Here is a 21,539-nt window from a genome sequence, read left to right as displayed (position 1 = left end):
AAAGAGTAGATAATTAAAAATTATCTATAAATTGTAAACTTCATCGGATGGTATGATAACGATTTCATTTTCGTGTAATGAATCTATTAATTTATCCATATCATCAGCATGTAGTAATAAAATAGCTTTACCAACTTTATCATGTGTAAATGCATAAAGATACTCTAAATCTATATTATTATCTTTCATGACTTGTAATACCGTTGTAAGACCGCCTGGTGTATCATTCATTTCAACACCAATGATTTCTGTAATCTTAACGAGGAAATTATTTTCTTCTAAAATTTCTTTTCCTTTTAATGGATTATCTATAACAAGTCTTAAAATACTGAATTCTGAAGTATCTGCCATGCACATAGCTCTTATATTAATACCCTCTTTTGAAAGTATTTCAAGAGGCTTTGACAAACTGCCTATTTTATTCTCTAAAAAAATTGATAATTGTTTGATTTTCATGTTTAATCTCCTTAGTGTAACTTCCTTTTATCAATTACTCTTTTTGCTTTTCCTTCAAATCTTGGCAATGTTTTTGGTTCTACCAATGTAACTTTCACACGAATACCTGTTTCATTTTCAATTGATTTACCAATTTTGTTTTTAATTGCCATCATTTCTTTTACACCATCAAAGAAAAGATCTTTTGATGCTTCTACTTTGACTTCAATTTCATCTAAAGTTCCAGGTCTTGTAACTATAATCATGTAATGAGGCTCTACATCACCAACTTTAAGTAATGCTTTTTCAATTTGGGATGGGAAAATAGCTACTCCTTTTACTTTAATCATATCATCAGATCTACCTGTAATTCTACTCATTCTAGCATGAGTTCTACCACAACTACATTTTTCATATGTGATTGTGGTTAAGTCTTTTGTTCTAAATCTTATAATTGGCATTCCTTCTCTTTCAAGGTTAGTTAAGACTAGTTCTCCAGGTTTATCCTCACCAATTACCTTACCTGTATTTGGTTCGATAATTTCTGGATAGTAAATATCTTCTGCAATATGTAGTCCTTGTTGTGCTTTACATTCTACACCAACACCAGGTCCCATAAGTTCAGTTAATCCATAAATATTGTATGCTTTAGCACCAAATAATTCTTCTACTTTTTGTCTGATTTCTTCTGTCCACATTTCAGCTCCGAATCCAATGGCTTTAATTCCTAAATCTTTTGGATCAATTCCATCTTCAAGAGCAACTTCTCCAATGTGTATTCCATAAGATGGGGTAAATATTAATCCAGTAGTACCAAAATCACTCATAATTTCAATTTGTCTTCTGGTTTGACCGGTTGATATAGGAATGATTGTTGCACCGATTTTATGAGATCCGTAATGCACTCCAAAACCACCTGTAAACATTCCATATCCATGGGTATTTTGGATGATATCATTTTCACCAAGGCCCATCATAGTAAGTCCACGTGCTGTTGTTTCTGCCCATGTATCTAAATCTTTCTCAGTATATCCTGAAACTACAGGTTTACCAGTAGTACCTGAAGAGGAGTGTAATTCTTTAATATCTTTAATATCTACTGCAAAAAGCCCAAATGGATAACTTTCTCTTAAATCATCTTTTGTTATGAATGGAAGTTTTTCAATATCTTTTAAAGTTTCTATATCTTCTGGATAAACTTCAGATTCTGAATATCTTTTATTGTAGTAAGGTATCTTATCAAATGCCCTTTTTACAGTTGCTTGAAGTTTTTTTAATTGTAATTCTTCAAGATCAGGCCTTGACATGGTTTCAATTTCTTCATTCCAAAACATATTTTGCCTCATTTTTATTTAATTATATTAATTATATTATTTCAATACCTTAAAACTTACTGATTTTGATTTGTACCATTATTATTTAAATAATGAAGTTAAAATGTAATATTGATATTTATTTATTTACATATCGGATAAATTAATATTTTATTTAAAATTAAATTGATTATGGAGAAATTAATATGGATATGATGAGTGTTTTATGGCAATTAGGTATTTTTGCAGCAGTTCTTATTTTTGGGATTAAAATAGGACTTGCATCAGGATTAGCTCATTTAAATAAAAAATTATTTGCAATAATCTGCATATCTTATGGAGGAGGAGTAATTATTATTTCATACATTGCTTCTTTCTTTGCGGAACAATTAGTTCAAGCAATTTACAGTTATAATACAATTTTTTATATTATAATGGCTTCAATCATGATTATTGCTGGTCTGTTTACAATAAGAGAATGGAAAATACATGACAAAAATACATCAACCGCAACTTCCTTAGCTATTATTGCTCCTTGTCCTTGTTGTTTTGGTTCAATAATTGCAAGTGTGTTAATTGTTGCACCAACTATTGGTGTTAGCTCACTTAATTTAAGTTGGTATGCTACTGGTGCTCTTGTTTTAGTAATGATTATAACTTATTTTGCATCAAATACTATTCTTAGGTTTATCAATAAACCTTATCCTATTATTTTGGGCAATTTCATGCTTTTACTTGGTACATATTTCTTGCTTTCAGCTATTGTAATTCCAAATATTGCAGTTACATTAACTAAAACATTAAGTTCTATAACTATTAGTTCTCCTCAAGATATACTTATGGTGATTTTAGCATTTGCTATTTTATTATTTGGTGGTATCTTTTTAACTAAAAGAGGTAAGACTATTTTCGATTAGATTTTTAGGTGAAAATTATGGTTTTTAATATTCCTGGTGGGGAGTTTTTAACAGGTTCTCTTGATGTGATTTCACAAAGTTTAACAATTCCAGTACTTGTTATTTTACTTGTGATTGTTATAATTACTATTATCACATTAGGAGGAATTATTGCAGAATATACTTCAAGAAAAAAAGTTTCTGTTGGAACAATAAGAGATTTAATTTATGATATCAATGATTCTAAATCTGTTGATAATTTGAAAAATGTGATTAACAATGCAAAAATTCCTAAATCTCAAAAAAGAGTTTTAATTGAGCTTGCATCATCTGAACGTTTAGGAAATGATTCAAGGGATGCATTGGCTCGTAAATTATTTGAATTTGAAGAAGAAAAAACATTAGCTACATTAAAAAAAACGGATATTATTACACGTATTGGACCAACATTAGGTTTAATGGGTACTTTAATTCCAATGGGTCCAGGTCTTGCTGCATTAGGTGCAGGGGATATCAATACTCTTGCAACTTCTCTGACTGTTGCATTTAATACAACTATTGTGGGTATTGGATCTGGTGCTTTATGTTATTTTATTGGTAAAATTAGATCTGGATGGTATGATAGTTATTTATCTGATTTAGATGCTTTGATTGATGCAGTTTTAGATTTCATGAATATATAGTGATTTTATGCCAAGGAAAAAAAGCAGGCGAAGGTCAAAAAGAGTTGAAGAAGATCCAATGGCTGGAACAGCAAACCTTGTAGATGCAATGTTAGTCATTGCTGTTGGTTTTCTAGTTTTTGTTATTATAAGCTGGAATATGCAGGCAATGATTGATCCAGATCAATCTATACAGGAAAGCATGCAACAACACACTACTGAAGTTGACCAAGGCCAAAAATTAAATGAAACACCTGACACTTCAAACAGTTCAGGTCAAGGGTATACAGAAATGGGTAAAGTATACAAAGATCCATCTACGGGTAAACTGATTATGGTGGAAGGTTAATCCTTTCACACCCAAACTTTTATTTTCTAATTTTTTTAAATAGTTTTTTTTATCCCAACGAGAATATTTATAAACAACTTCCACTAAACTAATAGTTATTAATTTTCAATGGTGTTTAGTTATATGGAATTCTGTCCAGATTGTGGTGCAATGTTAATGCCTAAAAAAGGTAAGATTGAATGTACATGTGGTTATGAAAAATCTCTAAGTAATAATGATTTAGAAGAGCAGTATCACATGAAAGGTGAAACTAATCCTGAAAATAAAGTAATTGTTAAAAAAGATAATTATATGGCATTGCCAACAACAAAAATAACTTGCTATAAATGCGGCGGAACTAAAGGATACTGGTGGACAGTGCAAACTCGTTCAGCCGATGAAGCTCCAACTAATTTTATTAGATGTGCTAAATGCGGTAACACTTGGAGAAGTTCTAATTAAAAAAAGAAGATTAAAATAATAAAAATTATTTTAATCAATTTCTGGACGTTTAAATGTTTCCATGAATATTACTCTTGAACCAATATTTACTGTTTTATCAGCAATACGTTCTAAGTATCTTACTACTGTAATGACTTTAAGAAAATCAGGAACTGATTCTTTGCTTTCAATCATTTCTGTAGCTTCTTCTAAGATAGTATCATACAAATCGTCAATTTGATCATCGTCAGCTGCTAATTCTTTTGATTTTTCTATATCATGATTTAAGAATGCGAAAATGGATTTTTTAATCATATATTGAGTGCGGTTTCCCATATATGATAACTTCTTAATTATGATTTCTGGAACCTTAACATCTTGGAGGTTTTTTATTGATTCTGCGATTTTCATAAATAAGCGGCAAATTCTTTTAATGTGACTTAATATTCTAATACCAGATTCAATAAACATTAAATCACTAGCTACTGGTTGTTCAATTGCCATAAAACTGATACATTCTTTTTCTAAATCGATTGTTTTAATATCAACTTCATTAGATCTGTTTAATACATCAAGATATGTGTTTTCATCATAATTGTCTAATAAGCTAATAACATCTTCATTTGATTTAATAGCTAATTCACCGAGTTCTTCTATGCTTTTTTCAATGTGTTCAATTCTGTTTTTAAATGTAATACTTGGATATTCTTTATGCATATTTAATCTCCCAAATTATTTTTTTTATCCGAACCTTCCGGTAATGTATTCTTCAGTTTTCTTCTCTTTTGGATTAATAAATATTTGTTCTGTTTCTCCACTTTCTAAAATTTCACCATTCAAGAAGAATGAAGTGTAATCGGAAACTCTTGAAGCTTGTTGCATATTATGTGTAACTATAATAATTGTATAATCTTTTTTAAGTTTATGGATTAAGTCTTCAATTTTAATAGTTGAAATAGGATCTAGTGCAGAACATGGTTCGTCCATTAAAATAACTTCAGGACTGTTAGCTATTGTTCTTGCAATACATAATCTTTGCTGCTGACCTCCAGATAATCCCATTGCAGATTGATCAAGCTTGTCTTTAACTTCATCCCAGATAACTGCTGCTTTAAGTGATTCAGTTACTCTTTTTTCGATGAAATCTTCATCATCAATTCCATGTATTCTTAAACCATAAGCAACATTTTCAAAAATGGATTTTGGGAAAGGATTTGGCTTTTGGAAAACCATACCTACTTTTTTTCTAAGTTCAACAACATCAACATCTGGATTGTAAATGTCTTCATCATCAATGTAAATTTTTCCATCGTGGCTGAATGTAGGTATTAAATCATTCATTCTATTAAGGGATCTTAAAAATGTTGATTTTCCACAACCAGAAGGACCAATTAACGCAGTTATGGAGTTTTTTGGAAATGCAACGTTTATGTTTTTGAGAATTTGTGTATCTCCAAAGTAAGTATTTAAATTTTCTACTCTAATTCTGTTCATAAATAAACCTCATTTTATTTTTTTAATTACCTGTCATTTTCTTTTGATATTTTGTTGTGAAATAATGTGTAAGGAAAGTCATAACTAAAACAATAATTACAAGAACTGCAGCAGTACCATATGCATTTGGCATTGAAACTCCTTCTGTTGCAAGAACGTATAAATGTAATGGTAGTGGCCTACCTGGATCAAACATAGATACTGGTATTGATGTAGCTGAACCTACAGCATACATAACAGCAGCTGCTTCTGATATTGCACGAGTCATTCCAAAAATAATTCCTGTAATGATTCCTGGAAGTGCAGCTGGTAAAATAACTTTATAAATTGTTTGCCATTTAGTAGCTCCTAAACCTAAACTTGCTTCTTTATATGTGTCTGGAACTGAGGATATGGAAACTTCTGCAATTTGGAAAATTGTAGGTATTGCCATAATAGCAAGTACTAATCCTCCTGAAAGAATAGACCATCCGAGACCTAAAAATACTACGAAAAAGGATAATCCGAATAATCCAAATACAATTGAAGGAATTGAAGCTATTGTTTCAGCACCGAAACGAATGATTCTAGAAATTGTACCGTTTTTAGAATATTCTGAAATATAGATTGCTGCACCAACACCCAATGGTGTAGCTATTAATGTTGAAATGAATGTGACGTATAAGCTGGACACGATCATAGGGAAAATTCCACCAGCTCTACCGGAGTCAATAACTTCTCCAAATATGAATTCTGGGCTTAATACATGAATTCCATTCATGATAATATATCCTAAAATGATAATTAAAATAGCTAATGTAAGTACACCTGAAAATATGAATACGTAATTCATTATTTTTTGAGCGCTTTTAGCTGAAATAAAGTTAAAATTCATAAAGTTCCTCCTCCAACGTCCATTTTGTATTTACTTTGAATATAATTTGCGATTACTAATAACAATAATATGATAATGAATAAAATTACTGCAGTAGCGAACAATGCATTATGGTGTAATCCTGTTGCATAGCTCATTTCTAAAGCAATATTTGAAGTTAATGTTCTAACAGGAGCGAATAATGAATTTGGTATTTGTGCTACGTTACCTGCAACCATAATTACTGCTAATGTTTCTCCAATAGCTCTACCCATACCTAAAATGATTGAAGTTACTATACCGGGTAATGCTGAAGGAAATATGATGTGGCGAATGGTTTGCCAATCTGTTGCACCTAATCCTAAAGATGCTTCTTTATATTCATGTGGTACAGCACATAATGCATCATAAGATACAGAAATAATTGTAGGTAAAATCATGATTGCTAGAATGATTCCAGCAGTGAATATACTAAATCCTGTTCCTCCAAAATAAGATCTAGCGAGTGGAACAAGAACTACAAGTCCAAAAAACCCATATACTACTGAAGGGACTCCGGATAATGTTTGAATAACTGGTTTTAAAAAATTAGCAACTTTTTCACTTGCAACCTCTGCCATGAATATTGCACATAAAATAGATAAAGGAACTGCAATAACTAATGAGAAAAGAGTAACACACAGTGATCCTATAATCATTGCGAATACGCCGTATTGAGCATCATTAGGAGACCAGACTTGTCCGAGTAGGAATTGTAAAAATCCGTATTCTTGAAATGCTGGTATTGCCTCAATAAAAATGAATCCTAATATTGTTAAAATTATAAAAATAGAAAGAAGTGCAGTAACGGCTAATCCGTGTTCTATAAAAAATTCAGATAAATTATTTTTTGTCATTTTAAACCTCAAAAAATGTTATAAATAAAATAATTAAAGGTATTGGAGCTTTTAGGTATTTTTAGATAATAACAAAAGCTCAATAAATTTAATCATTTTTTATTAATTTTTTTAATTTGTAGATTTGATAATTTTCTCTTCATCGAGAACTTTTTGAGCTTCAGAACTGTTTACCCAGTCTATAAACTCTTTTAATTCACCGGTTGGTGTTCCTTTTACAAGGAATAAGAATGGTCTTTGTAATTCGTAAGAACCATCTGCAATAGTTTCGCTGCTAGGACTTACTCCACCAACTGAGATAGATTTTACATCATCAGTCATGTGTGCAAATGATACAAAACCGATAGCATTTTCATCTTGCTTTACGGATTGTTTTACAGCTTCAGTTGAACTTTGTGCAATTGCATCGCTTTTAATTTTTGTATCTTTACCCATTACAATACTTTCAAATGCATCTAAAGTACCTGAACCTGCTTCACGAGTAACGAGGTGTATTTCTCCATCGGGTCCTCCAACTTCATTCCAATTAGTGATTTTTCCGGAGAATATGTCTTTTAATTGCTCTTTAGATAAATCAGTTATGGTATTTTTATTATTAACTGCTATTACAATACCGTCTTGACCTATATTATATTCGGTCAATCCTTCTTTTTCATCGTCTTTTAAATCTTTAGAGCTTGTTCCAATATCTGCTGTGCCGTCTTGTGCACTTTTAATTCCTACACTGGAACCTCCTCCTTGAACGTTAATATTAATATCAGAATGAGTTTCTTCATAGGTTTCAGCAAGTTTTTCAGCTACTGGCTGAACGGATGTTGAACCTACAATATTGACTGTTTCAGAGCTTCCAAAACCTGAAAGAAGTGTGATTCCTCCGATAATGAAAACAGCAAGAACTATTATTGTAATTTTTTTTGTATTTTTCATTATTTAACACCTTTAAAAATGTGTGATTATTGTATCACACAATTAGAAGGTTATTTTTTTCCATATATAAAGGTTACTAAAATAGGAACTATTATTCTCATAATGTGAAGAAAATTAGTCAAAAAATATGTCTTGAAAATTACTATTTCCTAAAATGTGAATAAAAAATCACATGAATTTTAATTAAAGCAAAAAAAGAAGGTTTTATTCCCTGAAAGCACGGGGAATAGTTGGTCTTGGAATATCCTTGTGAAATTCAGCTGCTAATTCGATAATTTCAACTGATATGTCTCCCATTCTTTCAAAAGACTTAATTACACGAGATATGTAGATATAATAATTTGATTCTTCAACGTCATCAAATGAAGTTTCAACCATTTGTTTTGCGATTAAACTCAAAGCTGTTTCTTGTTTTTCATGCATTTTCTCTTCAGTATCCATTAAATCTCCACGTAATTCTAACTTCTTGTTGATGAAAGCATCTGTTGAATAAGAGATTGATTTTTGTGCATATTTGTGCATTTTAGTTAATATTTTTAAAAGTTCATCATCAACATGTGCTTCTTCATTTATAACAAACTTAGCAATATGGCCTGAATAGTCACCAATACGTTCAAGATTGTATGCTACCTCATTGAATAATAAAATTTTAGAAAGTCTTGAATGAGGATCAATGTTAACAACAGTTTCAACAGAAGAGCGAACCTTTTCAAACATATTATTTGTAGTATAATCTAATTCTAAAGCTTGCTTGGCAATTTCTTTGTCATTATTTAAAATAGCTTCAAAAGACATTTCAACTTCTTTTTTAACATGCTCTGCCATATTTTTCAACATATTTTCAATTAAAAAATAAGCAGAATGCTGTTTAGAATTAAAAATAGGATTTGATGAACCATAAGTTTCATCATATTTATTTAAATCAATAACATAAGATCTTTTTACAATTCCTTCGTCAATTAATGGTTTAAGTAATTGAGTAACGTATCTACGACTAATATCTAATTTTTCAGCAATTTCCTCTTGTGTTGCTGGTTTATCATAAAAAATAACGTCTATTATGTCTTCTAAAGTTTTATTATTCTTAGTCAATAAAACACCTCATAGTGTATTTAATCATGTTTGAATATTAATATTTATATTATTTAATATAAAATTAAGAGTAATGAGATATCTTGAGCAAACATTAAAATCAATAGTTGAAAACCCAAAATATATTTTCCGTTTAACTATTCAAGGAATCATGGTAGGTATATTTGCTGGTTTGATGGTGTGTTTATATCGTTTTTTACTTCATGGTTCTGAAAATATTCTAAGAAGTTATTTGGATATTATACATGGAAATTTAATGTATATGATTTTATTTTTCATTGCATTAATTATTATGGGACTTATTGTTGATTGGTTAACAAAATGGGAAGTTGATTCTGCTGGAAGTGGAATACCTCAGATTTATGCTGAAGTTAAAGGTCATATGGAAGCTAATTGGGCAAAAGTATTATTTTCCAAAATAGTATCTGGAGTATTAACTGCTCTTGGAGGTTTATCTCTAGGTCCTGAAGGTCCATCAGTTCAAATTGGTGGTATGGCTGGAAAAGGTGTCTCACGTTTATTTAAAGGATCTAAAACAGAAGAATTAAGACTTATTTTAGTAGGTTCTGCAGTTGGTATTACAGCAGCATTTAATGCACCATTAGCTGGAGTATTATTTGTTTTTGAAGAAATTAACCATGGATTTGATAAAACATTAGTATTTATTGCACTAGTATCAGCTATTGTATCTGATTTCATATCAAAAATGATATTTGGCCAATCTACTGCATTAACATTCCCACTTCTGAATATTCCATTAGATTATTACTGGTTACTAATTATTTTAGGAATTCTTATTGGTTTGCTTGGTTATTTGTATAATATTGGAATGGTAAAATCAAGTGACTTTGTAAATAGTCTTAAAATTCCTTCATGGTTTAAATTTGTTTTTGTATTTTTAGTTTCTGGTGTTGTAGCATTAATGATACCTGAAATAAGTGATGGTGGGCATTTTATGCTTGATATGCTTGATGTAGCTATGCCTTCACTTGGAGTATTAGTTTTACTTTTAGTTTTAAAATACTTGTTTTCACTCTTTTCATTTTCATCCGGAGCACCAGGGGGCATATTTTTACCAATATTAGTATTGGGAGCATATATTGGTGCTGTATTCGGATCATTTTTCGTTCCAATGTTTGGTTTAGAGCAAGATTTAGTCTATAAGTTTATTGTTATTTCAATGGCAGGATTTTTTGCAGCAACAGTTAGATCTCCAATTACAGGTGTTGTACTAATAGCTGAGATGTGTGGTTCAACAGAATCTCTTGTTGCAATGATTATAGTATCTTTAATAGCTTATGTAGTTCCAACAATTTTAGGAAATGAACCAATATATGAGTCATTATATGACAGATTACTTTTAAAGAAAAACAGAGAATTTGTTAAAAAGCCTTCAAAACAGGTTTTATCAGAATATGTTGTGCCACTTGATTGCGATTACATCAATTTTAAAATTAAGGATATTCCATTTCCAAAAAATGCAATTGTAGTATCTGTTATTCGTAATGGTAAATATATAATTCCAACTGAAGAATTTAATATTAAATATAGTGATCAGGTTCATATTTTAACTGATGTTAATGATTATCCATTTGTAAGAGAAGAGATTGAAAAACTATTTGGTGGTTAAATGAGCTGATTTTTAAAATGAAAACTGTTATCAGATTTGAAGATAAAAAGGTAATGAAAAATTGAATCTACTAAAAGTAGTTATTCAGGCACATTATTCATATAATTAATAGCATGAGAGCTTATTGTAAGTATATGATAAGTAAGATACTGGCAAGTTTCAAAATACGTGAATTTACTAAAATTATTTCTATGTCAAAGAAAATTATTTGTAATTAGTTGTTTCATTAGGAGTTATTTTTGCTAAAAGGGTTATTGATAGTGATGACAGTAATATAGGGATAATGAGAATTTTAATTTTGATTCAATAATACTGGTGTGAATAATTTAATAAATCAGTAACTTTGATAAAAAAGCTCCAGAATCAAAAAAAGTTGTAAACGAAAACAAAGTTACAAGAATACTCATGTAACCTAAACAGTTAAGACAAACTGGTCTTCGATTGATGTTTGGTTTTAGTATTAATGGTGTGAGTTTTGTTCTTATTTCACATAAGAAAAAATAAACAATAAATGATTTATTTCATTTAATCATTTTTAAAATAAAAAAATTAGTACTAAAAAGTACTAATTACCATGTACGAGAGTTTAACTCTCTAAATTGTGCTGATGTGGATACATGGGAGTTAAGACCACCATCTACATTGATTATTTGTCCAGTAACATATTCACTTTCATCAGATGCGAAATATACGCACATATGACCTATATCTTCTGGACCACCATAACGGTTTACCATGATATTACTTAAGAAAATGTTTCTTAAGACTTCAGGCACATTTGCTTCATTTTCTGGAGTTACTATTAATCCAGGACGTACACAGTTACAACGAATATTATCTTTACCATATTGGAGTGCGGTGTATTGTGTAAGCATGTCAACACCAGATTTAGCACATGCATAAGCAGTAGAACCTAAATCCCCACCACATGATGCCATTGATCCAATGTTTATAATAGATCCACCATTTTCATTTTTTTGTAAGTATGGAATTACACATTTTGTAGCATAGAATGTACCGCGTAAATCACTCTCAAAGATAGCATCCCACATGTCTATAGTCAATTCACTAATACTTCCATCTTTTAGAGCTACATTAGCAGCATTGTTTACTAAAATGTCAATATTTCCATATTTTTCTGCAGTATCATCAATTAATTTTTCAATACTGTCAGTGTCAGTAATATCAAAGAAGTGATAAGAAGCTTCTCCTCCTTCTTTTGTGATATTATCAACAACTGCTTGTCCTTTTTCTTCTCTACGTCCACAAATAACTACTTTAGCACCTTCTTCAGCAAATAATCTAGCAATGCCGATTCCAATACCACTTGTAGAACCAGTAACGATAGCTACTTTATCTTTTAATCTATCCATGAACATTTCCTCCTTAAAATAAAGTGTAATTAAAACACTACATAATTATTTATAATCTGGTATATATTAATTAATCGATTTGGGTAATGTTTGTTTTTTTGGTTATTGTCTCCATAAAATCAGGTGATTAATGAATAATTGAGTATTTGTTAAAATCATTTAGTCAAATATAAATAATAATAACAATAAAATCTTATCCGATAACTTAAAATGATTTAAGTTGATATTTTTTAATAGAGGTTAAACTATGGTAAGTGTAAACATAGAAGCAAAAAAGACAGTAGATGTGATGATTGAAAAAGCAGATGCATTAAACATCGCTGTAGAAACCTTAGAAAATGGTGCTACCATTTTGGATTGTGGTGTGAATGTAGATGGAAGTTTCAAAGCAGGTGAACTTTATACTAAAGTTTGTCTTGGTGGACTTGCAGATGTTGGAATTTCCATTCCAGGAGATTTATCTGAAAAATTCGCTCTTCCTTCAGTAAAAATTAAAACTGACTCACCATCTATTTCAACCTTAGGTTCTCAAAAAGCAGGTTGGTCTGTATCTGTTGGAGATTTCTTTGCACTTGGTTCTGGTCCTGCAAGAGCAATTGCATTAAAACCAGCTGAGACTTATGAAGAAATAGGTTATGAAGATACTGAAGCAGATTTAGCTATTTTAACTTTAGAAGCTGATGTATTACCTGGTGAAGAAGTTGCACAATACATTGCTGATGAATGTAATGTTGATGTTAAAAATGTATACTTACTCGTAGCTCCTACTTCATCTTTAGTTGGATCTATTCAAATTTCTGGTAGAGTAGTTGAAAATGGAACTTACAAAATGTTAGAAGCTATCAAATTTGATGTAACTAAAGTAAAACATGCAGCAGGTATTGCACCTATTGCACCAGTTGACCCAGATGGACTTAAAGCAATGGGTAAAACTAACGATGCAGTATTATTTGGTGGAAGAACTTATTACTATGTAGAATCTGATGAAAACGATGATATTGCTGATGTTGCAGCTAAATTACCTTCTTCTGCAGCAGATGGATATGGTAAGCCATTCTTTGATGTATTTAAAGAAGCTGAATTTGATTTCTACAAAATTGATAAAGGAATGTTTGCTCCTGCTGAAGTTGTAATCAATGATCTATCAACTGGTAAAATTTACAAAGAAGGATTTGTTAACGCAGATTTACTTAAAAAATCCTTTGGTTTAGATGAATAAATTTCATCTTTTTTTATTTTTTTAATAAATCTTTAGATTATTACTTTAATTTTCCATTACTTTTAAATAGTATTATTATTAAAAATAATTTAAAGTACTTTAATATAAGTATTTGTATTTTAAAGGTGTTTAATATGGAAATAATGGATATTATCAAAAAATCATTTATTTTTCCTTCTAATAATCTAGATAAACTTGCGCTTTATATTGTTTTAACATTTGCAGCAGTATTATTACTTTTTGGAGGAATATCTTTTTTTATACTAAGTTCTGAATCTAGTGCTTTTGTAATTTTAGGTGTAATTCTGTCTATTCTTTCATTAATTGTAATATTTGTGACAATGGGTTATAAGCTTGCAATTATGAAATCTGGAATTAATCAGGATGAAAAAGCTCCTTCATTTAACTGGAAAAATGATATAGTAAGTGGTATTAAAGTAATAGTTCTTAATATTGTATACTTTATTGTTCCGGCTATTATTGTTGTGATTGTAGCATTAATTACTAATATTCCTGGTAATTTTATGCAAATTGTTAATGAATTTAATGCAAATGTCAATGCAACTGCTATTAATTCTACTGTAGCTGTTGGACCTGTTGTATCAAATGCTAGTTTGGAGGCATTAGGATCTTCATTAATAATTACTGCTATTGTTGCAATCATTTTATTTATAATATTCTCATTCCTTGAATCTATGGGTGAAGCAAGATTAGCAAATACTGGTAGTCTTGGTAATGGGCTTAATATTATTGAAGCTGCAAAAGACATTCCAAGAATTGGTGTAGGTAAAGTGATAGCTACTATTCTTTTAGTTATTATTATTATGGTAGTTATTCAAGGAATTTTATCTTATATTTATGGTCAAATTCCACAATTGGGAATTATTTCAGTTATTGTAACTCCGTACTTAACATTCTTTGCACAAAGAGCATATGGGTTATTATATTCTGATATTGCATAGGAAAATAATTTTTATTTTTCTTTTATTCTTTTTTTATATTACAAAATTTATTATTTTTAAATAAATATTTTTAAACAGATGTTAATGGATAGTGTGGCTTTTTTTTCAATAGAATAAGCAGTAAACACACTAACAAAAGACTTAAATATTCTAATAAGTAGTTGGTGATGAGATTATAATAAGTATCAAGTTTTATTCTTTATTTTTATATAATCAAAAACATTTTTATTAAATGAAAATTATAGTATATAATTAAAAGGTGTATATTATGTATGATTTAAAAGGTACAAAAACTGAAGAAAATTTAAAAGCAGCATTTGCTGGTGAATCCCAAGCACATACTAAATACCAATACTTCGCAGCTAAAGCTAAAGAAGAAGGTTATGTTCAAATTCATGATATTTTCATGGAAACTTCTAAAAACGAAAGAGAACATGCTAAAATTTGGTTCAAACTTTTAAATGATGAAAATATCCCAGATACAATAGCTAACCTCAATGCAGCAGCTGATGGTGAAAACGAAGAATGGACTTCTATGTACAAAGAATTCGCTGAAACTGCTAAAGAAGAAAATTTCCCAATGATTGCATTCTTATTTGAAAAAGTTGGAGCTATTGAAAAAGAACACGAAGAAAGATACAGAACATTACTTGCTAATGTTGAAAATGATACTGTATTTAACAAAGAAGAAGATATTGAATGGAAATGTGAAAACTGTGGATTTGTATTTTCAGGTCCTAATGCTCCTGAAAAATGTCCTGTTTGTGGACTTCCAAAAGCACACTTCGAAGAAAGAGCTACTAACTTTAAATAATCTTTCTTCTTTTTTTTCATTTTTTTTAGATTGTATATAATTTATTATTATAGTGGTATTATGATTCAAAATAATATATGTGTATTAACTGATAGTTATAAAGTAACTCATCATTATTTTTATCCTAAAGGAACAGAAAAAATCTATTCTTATCTTGAAAGTAGAGTAGGTTCTGAATTCAACAAAACTATTTTTTATGGTTTGCAGTATATCATGAAAAAATATTTAGAAGGTCAAGTTGTAAGTCAAGAAAAAATTGAAGAAGCAGATAAGCTTATTTCTAATCATATTGGTGATGACATATTTAATAAGAAAGGTTGGTATCATATTTTGGATAAATTTGATGGATACCTCCCAATTGAAATAAAAGCAGTACCTGAAGGAACTCCAGTTAATGTTGGTAATGTATTAATGAGTGTAGAAAACACTGATAATAAATCATTTTGGTTAGTCAATTACTTAGAATCCTTGCTTTTACAAGTTTGATATCCTTCAACAGTTGCGACATTGTCTGCTGAGGTAAGAAAATTATCAAAATTTTATCTTGAAGTCACGGGTTCTTCAAAAGATAATTTAGATTTTATGTTGCATGATTTTGGATATCGTGGAGCTAGTTCAACAGAATCATCTATGTTATCTGGATCAGCTCATTTACTTAGTTTTTCTGGAACTGATACTATTCCTGCTTTATTGATTCCTAAAAATTATTATAATGATTCAAACTTATATGGTTTCTCAGTTCAAGCAACTGAACACAGTGTAATGACTTCATTAGGTCCAGAAGGTGAATTTGAGCAAGTATTAAACGTAATTAATAATGCTAAAAATGGAATACTATCTATGGTTATAGATTCATACAACTATAAAAACTTTTTAACTGAAGCTGGAAAACCAAATACTGAGTTAAACAAAGCTATAACTGATTTTTTAGCTATTGAGGGCAATAAAGTAGTATTTAGACCAGACAGTGGAGATCCTGTTGCAACAACAATTGATTGTTTAAATATCCTAGAAAAAGGTTTTGGATCTTATCTAACTAGTAAAGGATATAAAGTATTTAATTCCAATATTGGTCTTCTATGGGGTGATGGATTAGATTACCATAAAATTAGGGATATGTTATTTGCAATGAAATCTGATGGATGGGCTGCTGAGAATATTATCTTTGGTATGGGAGGAGGTCTCCATACTGCTGTAAACAGAGATACACAAAGAAATGCATTTAAATGTTCAGCTCAATTACGTAATAATAAATGGTTTGATATTTATAAGAATCCTTTAGATTCTAGTAAAAAATCTAAAACAGGTAGATTTAAATTAATTAACGAAAATAATTCTTTTAAAACAACACCTATTGATGCACAAGGTGAAGATTGCCTTAGAAGTGTATTTAAAAATGGTAAATTACTAATTGAAGATACATTTGGAGATATTAAATCAAGAGCATTAAATTACTCAAATATCTCTGGAAAAATATAAAAATATTCACTTCAACCAGTTTTAAAATAAGGTTAAAAAACAACCTTATTTATTTGTTTTTATTAACTTACGTGCTGATTTTAAGTCAGTATTGTAAATATGGCCTGAAGTTGAGTGGTAATGGACTCCACCAAAGTTTAACTTTTCACCAACAATTTCCTTGTTGACTTCTTCTTTCATTTTAATACCTAAATATGTTATGAAAAACATATTTGAATAGAATGCACCAAAAATATCATTACTCCTAAATAAACAATGGATAGTTAATTCATTATCACGGACAATACACTGTAAAAATTGAAGACATGGTATGTCTTCTCTATCTGAATCAAGTTGAGGGTCAATTGTAACAGCTACTGCACGATTTGAACCTGTTGCAGTCAATATCCTTTCTTTCATTGTATTGAATTGATCAATATTAAAATGTGTAAATATCCTGTTTGGGTAGGTATATACAAATCCTTGATCATCTGGATTTTCAGCTGATTTTACATATTCATAAAGAGCATCGCTTTTAATGGGACATTCATCTATATCGAATCTTCCAGATTTAATATCATCTAACATCATTTTAGTAGTGTAATGTTGATATTTAGCTTTAAATTTTAAGTCTAATGGGTCATCAATTATATAAAAGTTTCCCAAATTTTCTATCAAATGATGATTGGAATCCTTATAAGTTTCTTTTCCCTGTTTTAATATTTTATCTACAAAATCTAAATAGCATTGATTAATGGTTAGCATAATAACAGTCCTTTAATATATATTAATTTAATTTTATGTTTTAAAATATATTTAAAGGTACTTTTTACAGTTTTTTAGTCAGTAATATTTTTTATAAATTTTGCTGGTACGCCACCAACAATTGTATTTGACTTAACATTTTTTGTTACAACAGCACCTGCTGCAATAATAGCTCCACTACCAATAGTTACACCTGGTAGAATGGTTACATTTGAACCAATCCAAACATTATCTTCAATATGTATAGCGGATGGATACATATCTGCTCTATTTTCTACTTCTTTTGCATGATTTAAAGTTAATAAACAAGCATTATGTCCTATAAACACACCATTTCCAATAAACATGCCTCCGTGATCTTGCATTTTACATCAAGAATTTATAAAAACATTTTCTTCAATATGGATATTTTTACCAAAATCAGTATTGAATGGAGGAAGTAAATGTAATGTTTCATTTACAGGTTGATTGGTTAATTCGCTAATTAATTCTTGAATTTCTTCAATAGTATGATATTCATTATTTATTTTATGAGTAATTTTTAATGCATTTTCTAATGACTCATTCATAAATAAATGTACTTCAGAATCAGCAATAATTCTTTTTCCACTATTTACATATTCTAAATATTCTTCAAGTTCCATTTAATCACCTATAATCTATTATTTGATTTCTATAATTAATATTATTATAAGGCCAGACGAGTACTGACCTTATTTCTCAAAGACTAATGTTTCCATGATTTTTTTGTAGAGATATTAGTGAGTCTCCACAATAATTAATTGAATAGATTAATATAACTATTTTTTCTTATTTTTAAGTATAATTATTAAGCTATTTACTAATTATTTGATTTTAAATCATTTTTATTAAAATAATAAATATTTTTTTTATATTAATGATATTTGATATATTTTTCATGAAATTCTCTTTTTTCTTAACAATTAAATGTTTATTTTATTCTTTTTATACTAAAATTAATTATTTGTTTAATTTTAAGATAGTTTTATATATTAAATAGAATATAATTATAAATACTTAAATTTTTTTAAGTAAATCCAATTTAAGATGTGAAAAATATGACAAACGAAGATTTTGCAAAGAAAATTAGAGATATTAGAGCTAGACAAAACATGACTATTGAAGATCTTGCTGAAAGAAGTGGGGTAAAACTTGAAGTTTTAGAAGCTATGGAAGCAGGGGAAGTTATTCCCTCTCTTACTCCATTAACTAAAATGGCAAGAGCACTTGGTGTACGTTTAGGTACATTTTTAGATGATACTCCTGAACTTGGTCCAGTAGTCACTAGAAACGGAAAAACTGAAAATTCTCTTTATTTTTCAGGTAGAGAAGATGTAACTAATGCAACTAATCTTGAATTCCATTCATTAGGTGCAGGTAAAATTGATAGAAACATAGACCCATTTATCATAGACATTGAATTTGAAGAAGGTAAAAAAGAATTATCTTCTCACGAAGGTGAAGAATTTATCTATGTATTAGAAGGGGAAATTGAAGTAATTTATGGAAAAGACTCATTTATTATTGGAAAAGGGGATACAATCTTTTATGATTCAGTAGTGCCTCACCACCTCCATGCAAGTGGAGAAGATAAAGCAAAAATACTTGCAGTATTATACACTCCATATTAAACTGAATATAGGGCTTGATAAAATGTTTGAGATAGTATTAAAACAACAAAAAATTAGTAATGGATTAATTAGATTTTTCACTCATAGTTTGGATTTGCGTTATTTGTTGTTGAGTTTGCAAGAATATTTTACAAGTATGAATAATGTTGAATTTAAAAAAATGGAGGTTTTCCAATGAGTGAATTATTTACAGAACTTCCGTTAGGGAAGTTTTTTGAGTCAATGGTTGAAAAGCAACCAGATCATGAATTTATCGTTTATCCAGATAGAAACTTAAGATTTACATACAAAGAGTTTGATGAAAGAGTTGACAATTTAGCTAAAGGGATGTTAGCTCTCGGTATTGAAAAAGGAGATCATGTTGGTATATGGGCTAAAAATGTACCTGAATGGTTAACTTATATGTTTGCAACTGCAAAAATTGGTGCAGTAATTGTTACAGTTAATACTGCTTACCAAGCTCATGAATTAGAATATGTGTTAGGTCAGTCTGATATGAAAGCATTAGCTATGACTGATGCATTCAGAGACACTAGCTATTTTGATATTATAAATGACCTTGTACCTGAACTTAAACAATGTGCAAGAGGTCATTTAATTACTGAAAAATTTCCTCATTTAAAATATATTTTCCATGTAGGTCAAGAAAAACACCGTGGAATGTTTAACACTAATGAATTATTATTACTTGGTATGAGCTATGATGATGAAAAATACCAAGAAATCAAGGATTCAGTTTCTCAATATGATGTTATCAATATGCAATATACTTCTGGAACTGAAGGTTTCCCAAAAGGTGTAATGTTAACTAGCCGTAATATTGTAAATGACGGTTATTATATTGGAGAAAACATGAATTACACTGAAAAGGACAGATTACTCTTACAAGTTCCTCTCTTTCATTGCTTTGGGACAGTACTTGGTGTAATGGCAGTAATCACCCATGGATCTACTATGGTAGTTCTTGAAGAATATGATCCATTACTTGCAATTTCTTCAATTCAAAAAGAAAAATGTACTTCCGTTTACGGAGTACCTACTATGTTTATAGGTATGATGAACCATCCAATGTTTGATATGTTTGATATGTCCTCTTTACGTACTGGTATTATGGCAGGTTCAACTTGTCCTGTTGAAACAATGAAAGATGCAATCGAAAAAATGAATATGAAAGAAATTACAAGTGTATATGGACTTACTGAAGCAGCTCCTGGATTTACACAAACTAATGCTGCTGATTCATTTGAGAAAAAAATTAACACTGTAGGACGTAAATTCCCAAATATTGAAGTAAAAATCGTAGATCCAGAAACCGGTGAAGAAGTAGGTGTTGGAGAAACTGGTGAGATAATGTGTAGAGGTTTCAATGTCATGAAAGGATATTATAATATGCCTGAAAAAACAGCTGAAACAATCGAACCAGATGGATGGTTACACTCAGGAGACCTTGCATCAGTAGATGAAGATGGATATTACTCTATTGTTGGTCGTATCAAAGATATGATTATTAGAGGTGGAGAAAACATTTATCCTCGTGAAATTGAAGAATTTTTATTTACTCATGAATGTGTTCAAGATGTTCAAGTTGCTGGAATCCCAGATGAGAAATATGGTGAAATTGTTGGAGCATTCATAATTAAAGAAGATGGCTTTGATGATATTACTGAAGCAGATATTCGTGATTTCTGTATTGGATCTATTGCAAGATATAAAGTACCTAAATATGTATTCTTCGTTGATGGATTCCCACTTACAACAAGTGGTAAAATCCAAAAATACAAACTAGGTAATTTAGGTCTTGAATTATTAGACCAAAGACGCGAAAGAGGAGAATTATAACTCCTCAAAACTTATTTTTTTATTCTAAAATGAATTATTTAGTGTAAATCTAAAAATTTATTATCTTACTAAAACATAATTATTATTATGAAATTTTCTGGTTTTATGAATGTGTATCAATTAGATGATATGAGTTGGGAGTATCAGTTTGGAGATAAATCACTTAAAGCTCAAACACTAAAAGAACTAGAAGTCCTTGTCAGTCTTTATGGTTTGAAATGGAGAATTTTAGATAAAGACTTAGTTGAAAAATCCCTTGAAATAGACAAAAATAATGGTACTGGTTTTTTAAATGTTTATAAAAAAGATAATTATTGGTATTATAGGGGTTCTAATTTAAAATCACATAGTCTTGAAGTCTTAAAGAAAAAAGTATTAAGTGAAAATCTTGAATGGAAAGAAACAAATAGGGAACTTGCTTATAAAAATTGGAAATTAGATTTAAGAAAATTTAAAAAATAATAAATTTTAATTATTTTGTTTAACAATT

General features: G+C 29.6%; 22 protein-coding genes and 2 pseudogenes. 12 read left to right on the top strand and 12 right to left on the bottom strand.

What is annotated here, in order from left to right; genetic code table 11:
• Positions 1-24: 24 nt before the first annotated feature.
• Both ACI389_RS05645 and ACI389_RS05640 read right to left on the bottom strand, forming a co-directional pair.
• Entirely contained in the window at positions 25-456 is a 432-nt protein-coding gene (locus ACI389_RS05645; protein WP_432645134.1) for an acetolactate synthase, read from the bottom strand.
• 11 nt (positions 457-467) lie between these two features.
• Positions 468-1,769, bottom strand: a complete 1,302-nt coding sequence (locus tag ACI389_RS05640) for a phenylacetate--CoA ligase family protein (RefSeq protein ID WP_439780567.1) — start codon at positions 1,767-1,769, stop codon at positions 468-470.
• Positions 1,770-1,954: 185 nt separating this feature from the next.
• Here ACI389_RS05640 and ACI389_RS05635 point away from each other — a divergent pair, with 185 nt between their 5' ends.
• The 4 genes from ACI389_RS05635 to ACI389_RS05620 all read left to right on the top strand — a co-directional run bounded on the left by ACI389_RS05635 (position 1,955) and on the right by ACI389_RS05620 (position 4,096).
• Complete coding sequence (locus ACI389_RS05635) at positions 1,955-2,665, top strand: DUF2162 domain-containing protein (protein ID WP_439780566.1); 711 nt, start codon at positions 1,955-1,957, stop codon at positions 2,663-2,665.
• Between the two features lie 17 nt (positions 2,666-2,682).
• Positions 2,683-3,327, top strand: a complete 645-nt coding sequence (locus tag ACI389_RS05630) for a MotA/TolQ/ExbB proton channel family protein (RefSeq protein ID WP_439780565.1) — start codon at positions 2,683-2,685, stop codon at positions 3,325-3,327.
• A 7-nt stretch (positions 3,328-3,334) separates the two neighbouring features.
• Positions 3,335-3,655: a DUF2149 domain-containing protein gene (locus ACI389_RS05625; protein ID WP_432645130.1), complete on the top strand. Its 321-nt coding sequence runs from the start codon at positions 3,335-3,337 to the stop codon at positions 3,653-3,655.
• Positions 3,656-3,778: 123 nt separating this feature from the next.
• Positions 3,779-4,096, top strand: a complete 318-nt coding sequence (locus ACI389_RS05620) for a transcription factor S (protein ID WP_439780564.1) — start codon at positions 3,779-3,781, stop codon at positions 4,094-4,096.
• 30 nt (positions 4,097-4,126) lie between these two features.
• On the opposite strand, the gene ACI389_RS05615 is transcribed toward ACI389_RS05620, so the two are convergent.
• The 6 genes from ACI389_RS05615 to ACI389_RS05590 form a co-directional block, all read right to left on the bottom strand.
• The gene (locus ACI389_RS05615) at positions 4,127-4,792 is read right to left on the bottom strand and encodes a phosphate signaling complex PhoU family protein (RefSeq protein ID WP_439780563.1); all 666 of its coding nucleotides are present in this window, start codon (positions 4,790-4,792) and stop codon (positions 4,127-4,129) included.
• A 24-nt stretch (positions 4,793-4,816) separates the two neighbouring features.
• Complete coding sequence (gene pstB / locus ACI389_RS05610) at positions 4,817-5,569, bottom strand: phosphate ABC transporter ATP-binding protein PstB (protein ID WP_439780562.1); 753 nt, start codon at positions 5,567-5,569, stop codon at positions 4,817-4,819.
• 22 nt (positions 5,570-5,591) lie between these two features.
• Entirely contained in the window at positions 5,592-6,443 is an 852-nt protein-coding gene (gene pstA / locus ACI389_RS05605) for a phosphate ABC transporter permease PstA (protein WP_439780561.1), read from the bottom strand.
• Positions 6,440-7,318: a phosphate ABC transporter permease subunit PstC gene (gene pstC, locus ACI389_RS05600; protein WP_439780560.1), complete on the bottom strand. Its 879-nt coding sequence runs from the start codon at positions 7,316-7,318 to the stop codon at positions 6,440-6,442. The genes pstA and pstC overlap by 4 nt, the downstream gene beginning before the upstream one ends.
• A gap of 111 nt (positions 7,319-7,429) precedes the next feature.
• Positions 7,430-8,245 carry a phosphate ABC transporter substrate-binding protein gene (locus ACI389_RS05595; RefSeq protein WP_439780559.1) on the bottom strand — a complete coding sequence of 272 codons (816 nt, stop codon included), beginning with the start codon at positions 8,243-8,245 and terminating at the stop codon, positions 7,430-7,432.
• Positions 8,246-8,449: 204 nt separating this feature from the next.
• Complete coding sequence (locus ACI389_RS05590) at positions 8,450-9,337, bottom strand: PhoU domain-containing protein (RefSeq protein ID WP_439780558.1); 888 nt, start codon at positions 9,335-9,337, stop codon at positions 8,450-8,452.
• A gap of 73 nt (positions 9,338-9,410) precedes the next feature.
• Here ACI389_RS05590 and ACI389_RS05585 point away from each other — a divergent pair, with 73 nt between their 5' ends.
• Positions 9,411-10,967, top strand: a complete 1,557-nt coding sequence (locus ACI389_RS05585; RefSeq protein WP_439780557.1) for a chloride channel protein — start codon at positions 9,411-9,413, stop codon at positions 10,965-10,967.
• Between the two features lie 569 nt (positions 10,968-11,536).
• Here ACI389_RS05585 and ACI389_RS05580 read toward each other — a convergent pair.
• A complete protein-coding gene (locus ACI389_RS05580) occupies positions 11,537-12,340 on the bottom strand; it encodes an SDR family NAD(P)-dependent oxidoreductase (protein ID WP_295031383.1) in 804 nt (267 codons plus the stop codon).
• A 247-nt stretch (positions 12,341-12,587) separates the two neighbouring features.
• On the opposite strand from ACI389_RS05580, the gene mch reads away from it, so the two are divergent.
• The 4 genes and pseudogenes from mch to ACI389_RS05560 all read left to right on the top strand — a co-directional run bounded on the left by mch (position 12,588) and on the right by ACI389_RS05560 (position 16,814).
• The gene (mch, locus tag ACI389_RS05575) at positions 12,588-13,559 is read left to right on the top strand and encodes a methenyltetrahydromethanopterin cyclohydrolase (RefSeq protein WP_439780556.1); all 972 of its coding nucleotides are present in this window, start codon (positions 12,588-12,590) and stop codon (positions 13,557-13,559) included.
• A 134-nt stretch (positions 13,560-13,693) separates the two neighbouring features.
• Positions 13,694-14,521, top strand: a complete 828-nt coding sequence (locus ACI389_RS05570) for a DUF4013 domain-containing protein (protein WP_439780555.1) — start codon at positions 13,694-13,696, stop codon at positions 14,519-14,521.
• A gap of 268 nt (positions 14,522-14,789) precedes the next feature.
• Positions 14,790-15,335, top strand: a complete 546-nt coding sequence (gene rbr, locus ACI389_RS05565) for a rubrerythrin (protein ID WP_439780554.1) — start codon at positions 14,790-14,792, stop codon at positions 15,333-15,335.
• A 60-nt stretch (positions 15,336-15,395) separates the two neighbouring features.
• Positions 15,396-16,814, top strand: a pseudogene (locus ACI389_RS05560) (nicotinate phosphoribosyltransferase).
• A gap of 45 nt (positions 16,815-16,859) precedes the next feature.
• Here the strand turns inward: ACI389_RS05560 and ACI389_RS05555 are convergent.
• From ACI389_RS05555 to ACI389_RS05545, 3 genes and pseudogenes are all read right to left on the bottom strand, one after another.
• Entirely contained in the window at positions 16,860-17,558 is a 699-nt protein-coding gene (locus tag ACI389_RS05555) for a thymidylate synthase (protein ID WP_439780553.1), read from the bottom strand.
• A gap of 89 nt (positions 17,559-17,647) precedes the next feature.
• A pseudogene (locus tag ACI389_RS05550) lies at positions 17,648-17,803 on the bottom strand (DapH/DapD/GlmU-related protein); the annotation flags it as partial.
• A 126-nt stretch (positions 17,804-17,929) separates the two neighbouring features.
• Positions 17,930-18,202, bottom strand: a complete 273-nt coding sequence (locus ACI389_RS05545; RefSeq protein ID WP_439780552.1) for a hypothetical protein — start codon at positions 18,200-18,202, stop codon at positions 17,930-17,932.
• A 435-nt stretch (positions 18,203-18,637) separates the two neighbouring features.
• Here ACI389_RS05545 and ACI389_RS05540 point away from each other — a divergent pair, with 435 nt between their 5' ends.
• The 3 genes from ACI389_RS05540 to ACI389_RS05530 all read left to right on the top strand — a co-directional run bounded on the left by ACI389_RS05540 (position 18,638) and on the right by ACI389_RS05530 (position 21,511).
• Complete coding sequence (locus tag ACI389_RS05540; protein WP_439780551.1) at positions 18,638-19,210, top strand: helix-turn-helix domain-containing protein; 573 nt, start codon at positions 18,638-18,640, stop codon at positions 19,208-19,210.
• A 174-nt stretch (positions 19,211-19,384) separates the two neighbouring features.
• Positions 19,385-21,049: an AMP-binding protein gene (locus ACI389_RS05535; RefSeq protein WP_439780550.1), complete on the top strand. Its 1,665-nt coding sequence runs from the start codon at positions 19,385-19,387 to the stop codon at positions 21,047-21,049.
• A gap of 87 nt (positions 21,050-21,136) precedes the next feature.
• On the top strand, positions 21,137-21,511 hold the full coding sequence (locus ACI389_RS05530; RefSeq protein ID WP_439780549.1) for a hypothetical protein: 375 nt from the start codon (positions 21,137-21,139) through the stop codon (positions 21,509-21,511).
• Positions 21,512-21,539 lie beyond the last annotated feature (28 nt).

The sequence above is a fragment of the Methanobrevibacter sp. genome (genome assembly GCF_051877095.1).
Classification (GTDB): domain Archaea; phylum Methanobacteriota; class Methanobacteria; order Methanobacteriales; family Methanobacteriaceae; genus Methanocatella.
Note: the sequence above shows the minus strand (reverse complement) of the source record. Positions and strands in the feature narration are given on the sequence as shown.

Excerpts from the sequence above, each read along its gene's own strand:
- ACI389_RS05630 (WP_439780565.1), top strand. The coding sequence starts at position 2,683 with ATGGTTTTTAATATTCCTGGTGGGGAGTTTTTAACAGGTTCTCTTGAT.
- ACI389_RS05570 (WP_439780555.1), top strand. The coding sequence starts at position 13,694 with ATGGAAATAATGGATATTATCAAAAAATCATTTATTTTTCCTTCTAAT.
- pstC (WP_439780560.1), bottom strand. The coding sequence starts at position 7,318 with ATGACAAAAAATAATTTATCTGAATTTTTTATAGAACACGGATTAGCC.
- ACI389_RS05540 (WP_439780551.1), top strand. The coding sequence starts at position 18,638 with ATGACAAACGAAGATTTTGCAAAGAAAATTAGAGATATTAGAGCTAGA.
- ACI389_RS05580 (WP_295031383.1), bottom strand. The coding sequence starts at position 12,340 with ATGGATAGATTAAAAGATAAAGTAGCTATCGTTACTGGTTCTACAAGT.
- pstA (WP_439780561.1), bottom strand. The coding sequence starts at position 6,443 with ATGAATTTTAACTTTATTTCAGCTAAAAGCGCTCAAAAAATAATGAAT.
- ACI389_RS05530 (WP_439780549.1), top strand. The coding sequence starts at position 21,137 with ATGAAATTTTCTGGTTTTATGAATGTGTATCAATTAGATGATATGAGT.
- ACI389_RS05620 (WP_439780564.1), top strand. The coding sequence starts at position 3,779 with ATGGAATTCTGTCCAGATTGTGGTGCAATGTTAATGCCTAAAAAAGGT.
- ACI389_RS05635 (WP_439780566.1), top strand. The coding sequence starts at position 1,955 with ATGGATATGATGAGTGTTTTATGGCAATTAGGTATTTTTGCAGCAGTT.
- ACI389_RS05645 (WP_432645134.1), bottom strand. The coding sequence starts at position 456 with ATGAAAATCAAACAATTATCAATTTTTTTAGAGAATAAAATAGGCAGT.
- ACI389_RS05585 (WP_439780557.1), top strand. The coding sequence starts at position 9,411 with ATGAGATATCTTGAGCAAACATTAAAATCAATAGTTGAAAACCCAAAA.
- mch (WP_439780556.1), top strand. The coding sequence starts at position 12,588 with ATGGTAAGTGTAAACATAGAAGCAAAAAAGACAGTAGATGTGATGATT.
- ACI389_RS05625 (WP_432645130.1), top strand. The coding sequence starts at position 3,335 with ATGCCAAGGAAAAAAAGCAGGCGAAGGTCAAAAAGAGTTGAAGAAGAT.
- ACI389_RS05595 (WP_439780559.1), bottom strand. The coding sequence starts at position 8,245 with ATGAAAAATACAAAAAAAATTACAATAATAGTTCTTGCTGTTTTCATT.
- pstB (WP_439780562.1), bottom strand. The coding sequence starts at position 5,569 with ATGAACAGAATTAGAGTAGAAAATTTAAATACTTACTTTGGAGATACA.
- ACI389_RS05640 (WP_439780567.1), bottom strand. The coding sequence starts at position 1,769 with ATGTTTTGGAATGAAGAAATTGAAACCATGTCAAGGCCTGATCTTGAA.
- ACI389_RS05615 (WP_439780563.1), bottom strand. The coding sequence starts at position 4,792 with ATGCATAAAGAATATCCAAGTATTACATTTAAAAACAGAATTGAACAC.
- ACI389_RS05535 (WP_439780550.1), top strand. The coding sequence starts at position 19,385 with ATGAGTGAATTATTTACAGAACTTCCGTTAGGGAAGTTTTTTGAGTCA.
- ACI389_RS05545 (WP_439780552.1), bottom strand. The coding sequence starts at position 18,202 with ATGGAACTTGAAGAATATTTAGAATATGTAAATAGTGGAAAAAGAATT.
- ACI389_RS05555 (WP_439780553.1), bottom strand. The coding sequence starts at position 17,558 with ATGCTAACCATTAATCAATGCTATTTAGATTTTGTAGATAAAATATTA.
- rbr (WP_439780554.1), top strand. The coding sequence starts at position 14,790 with ATGTATGATTTAAAAGGTACAAAAACTGAAGAAAATTTAAAAGCAGCA.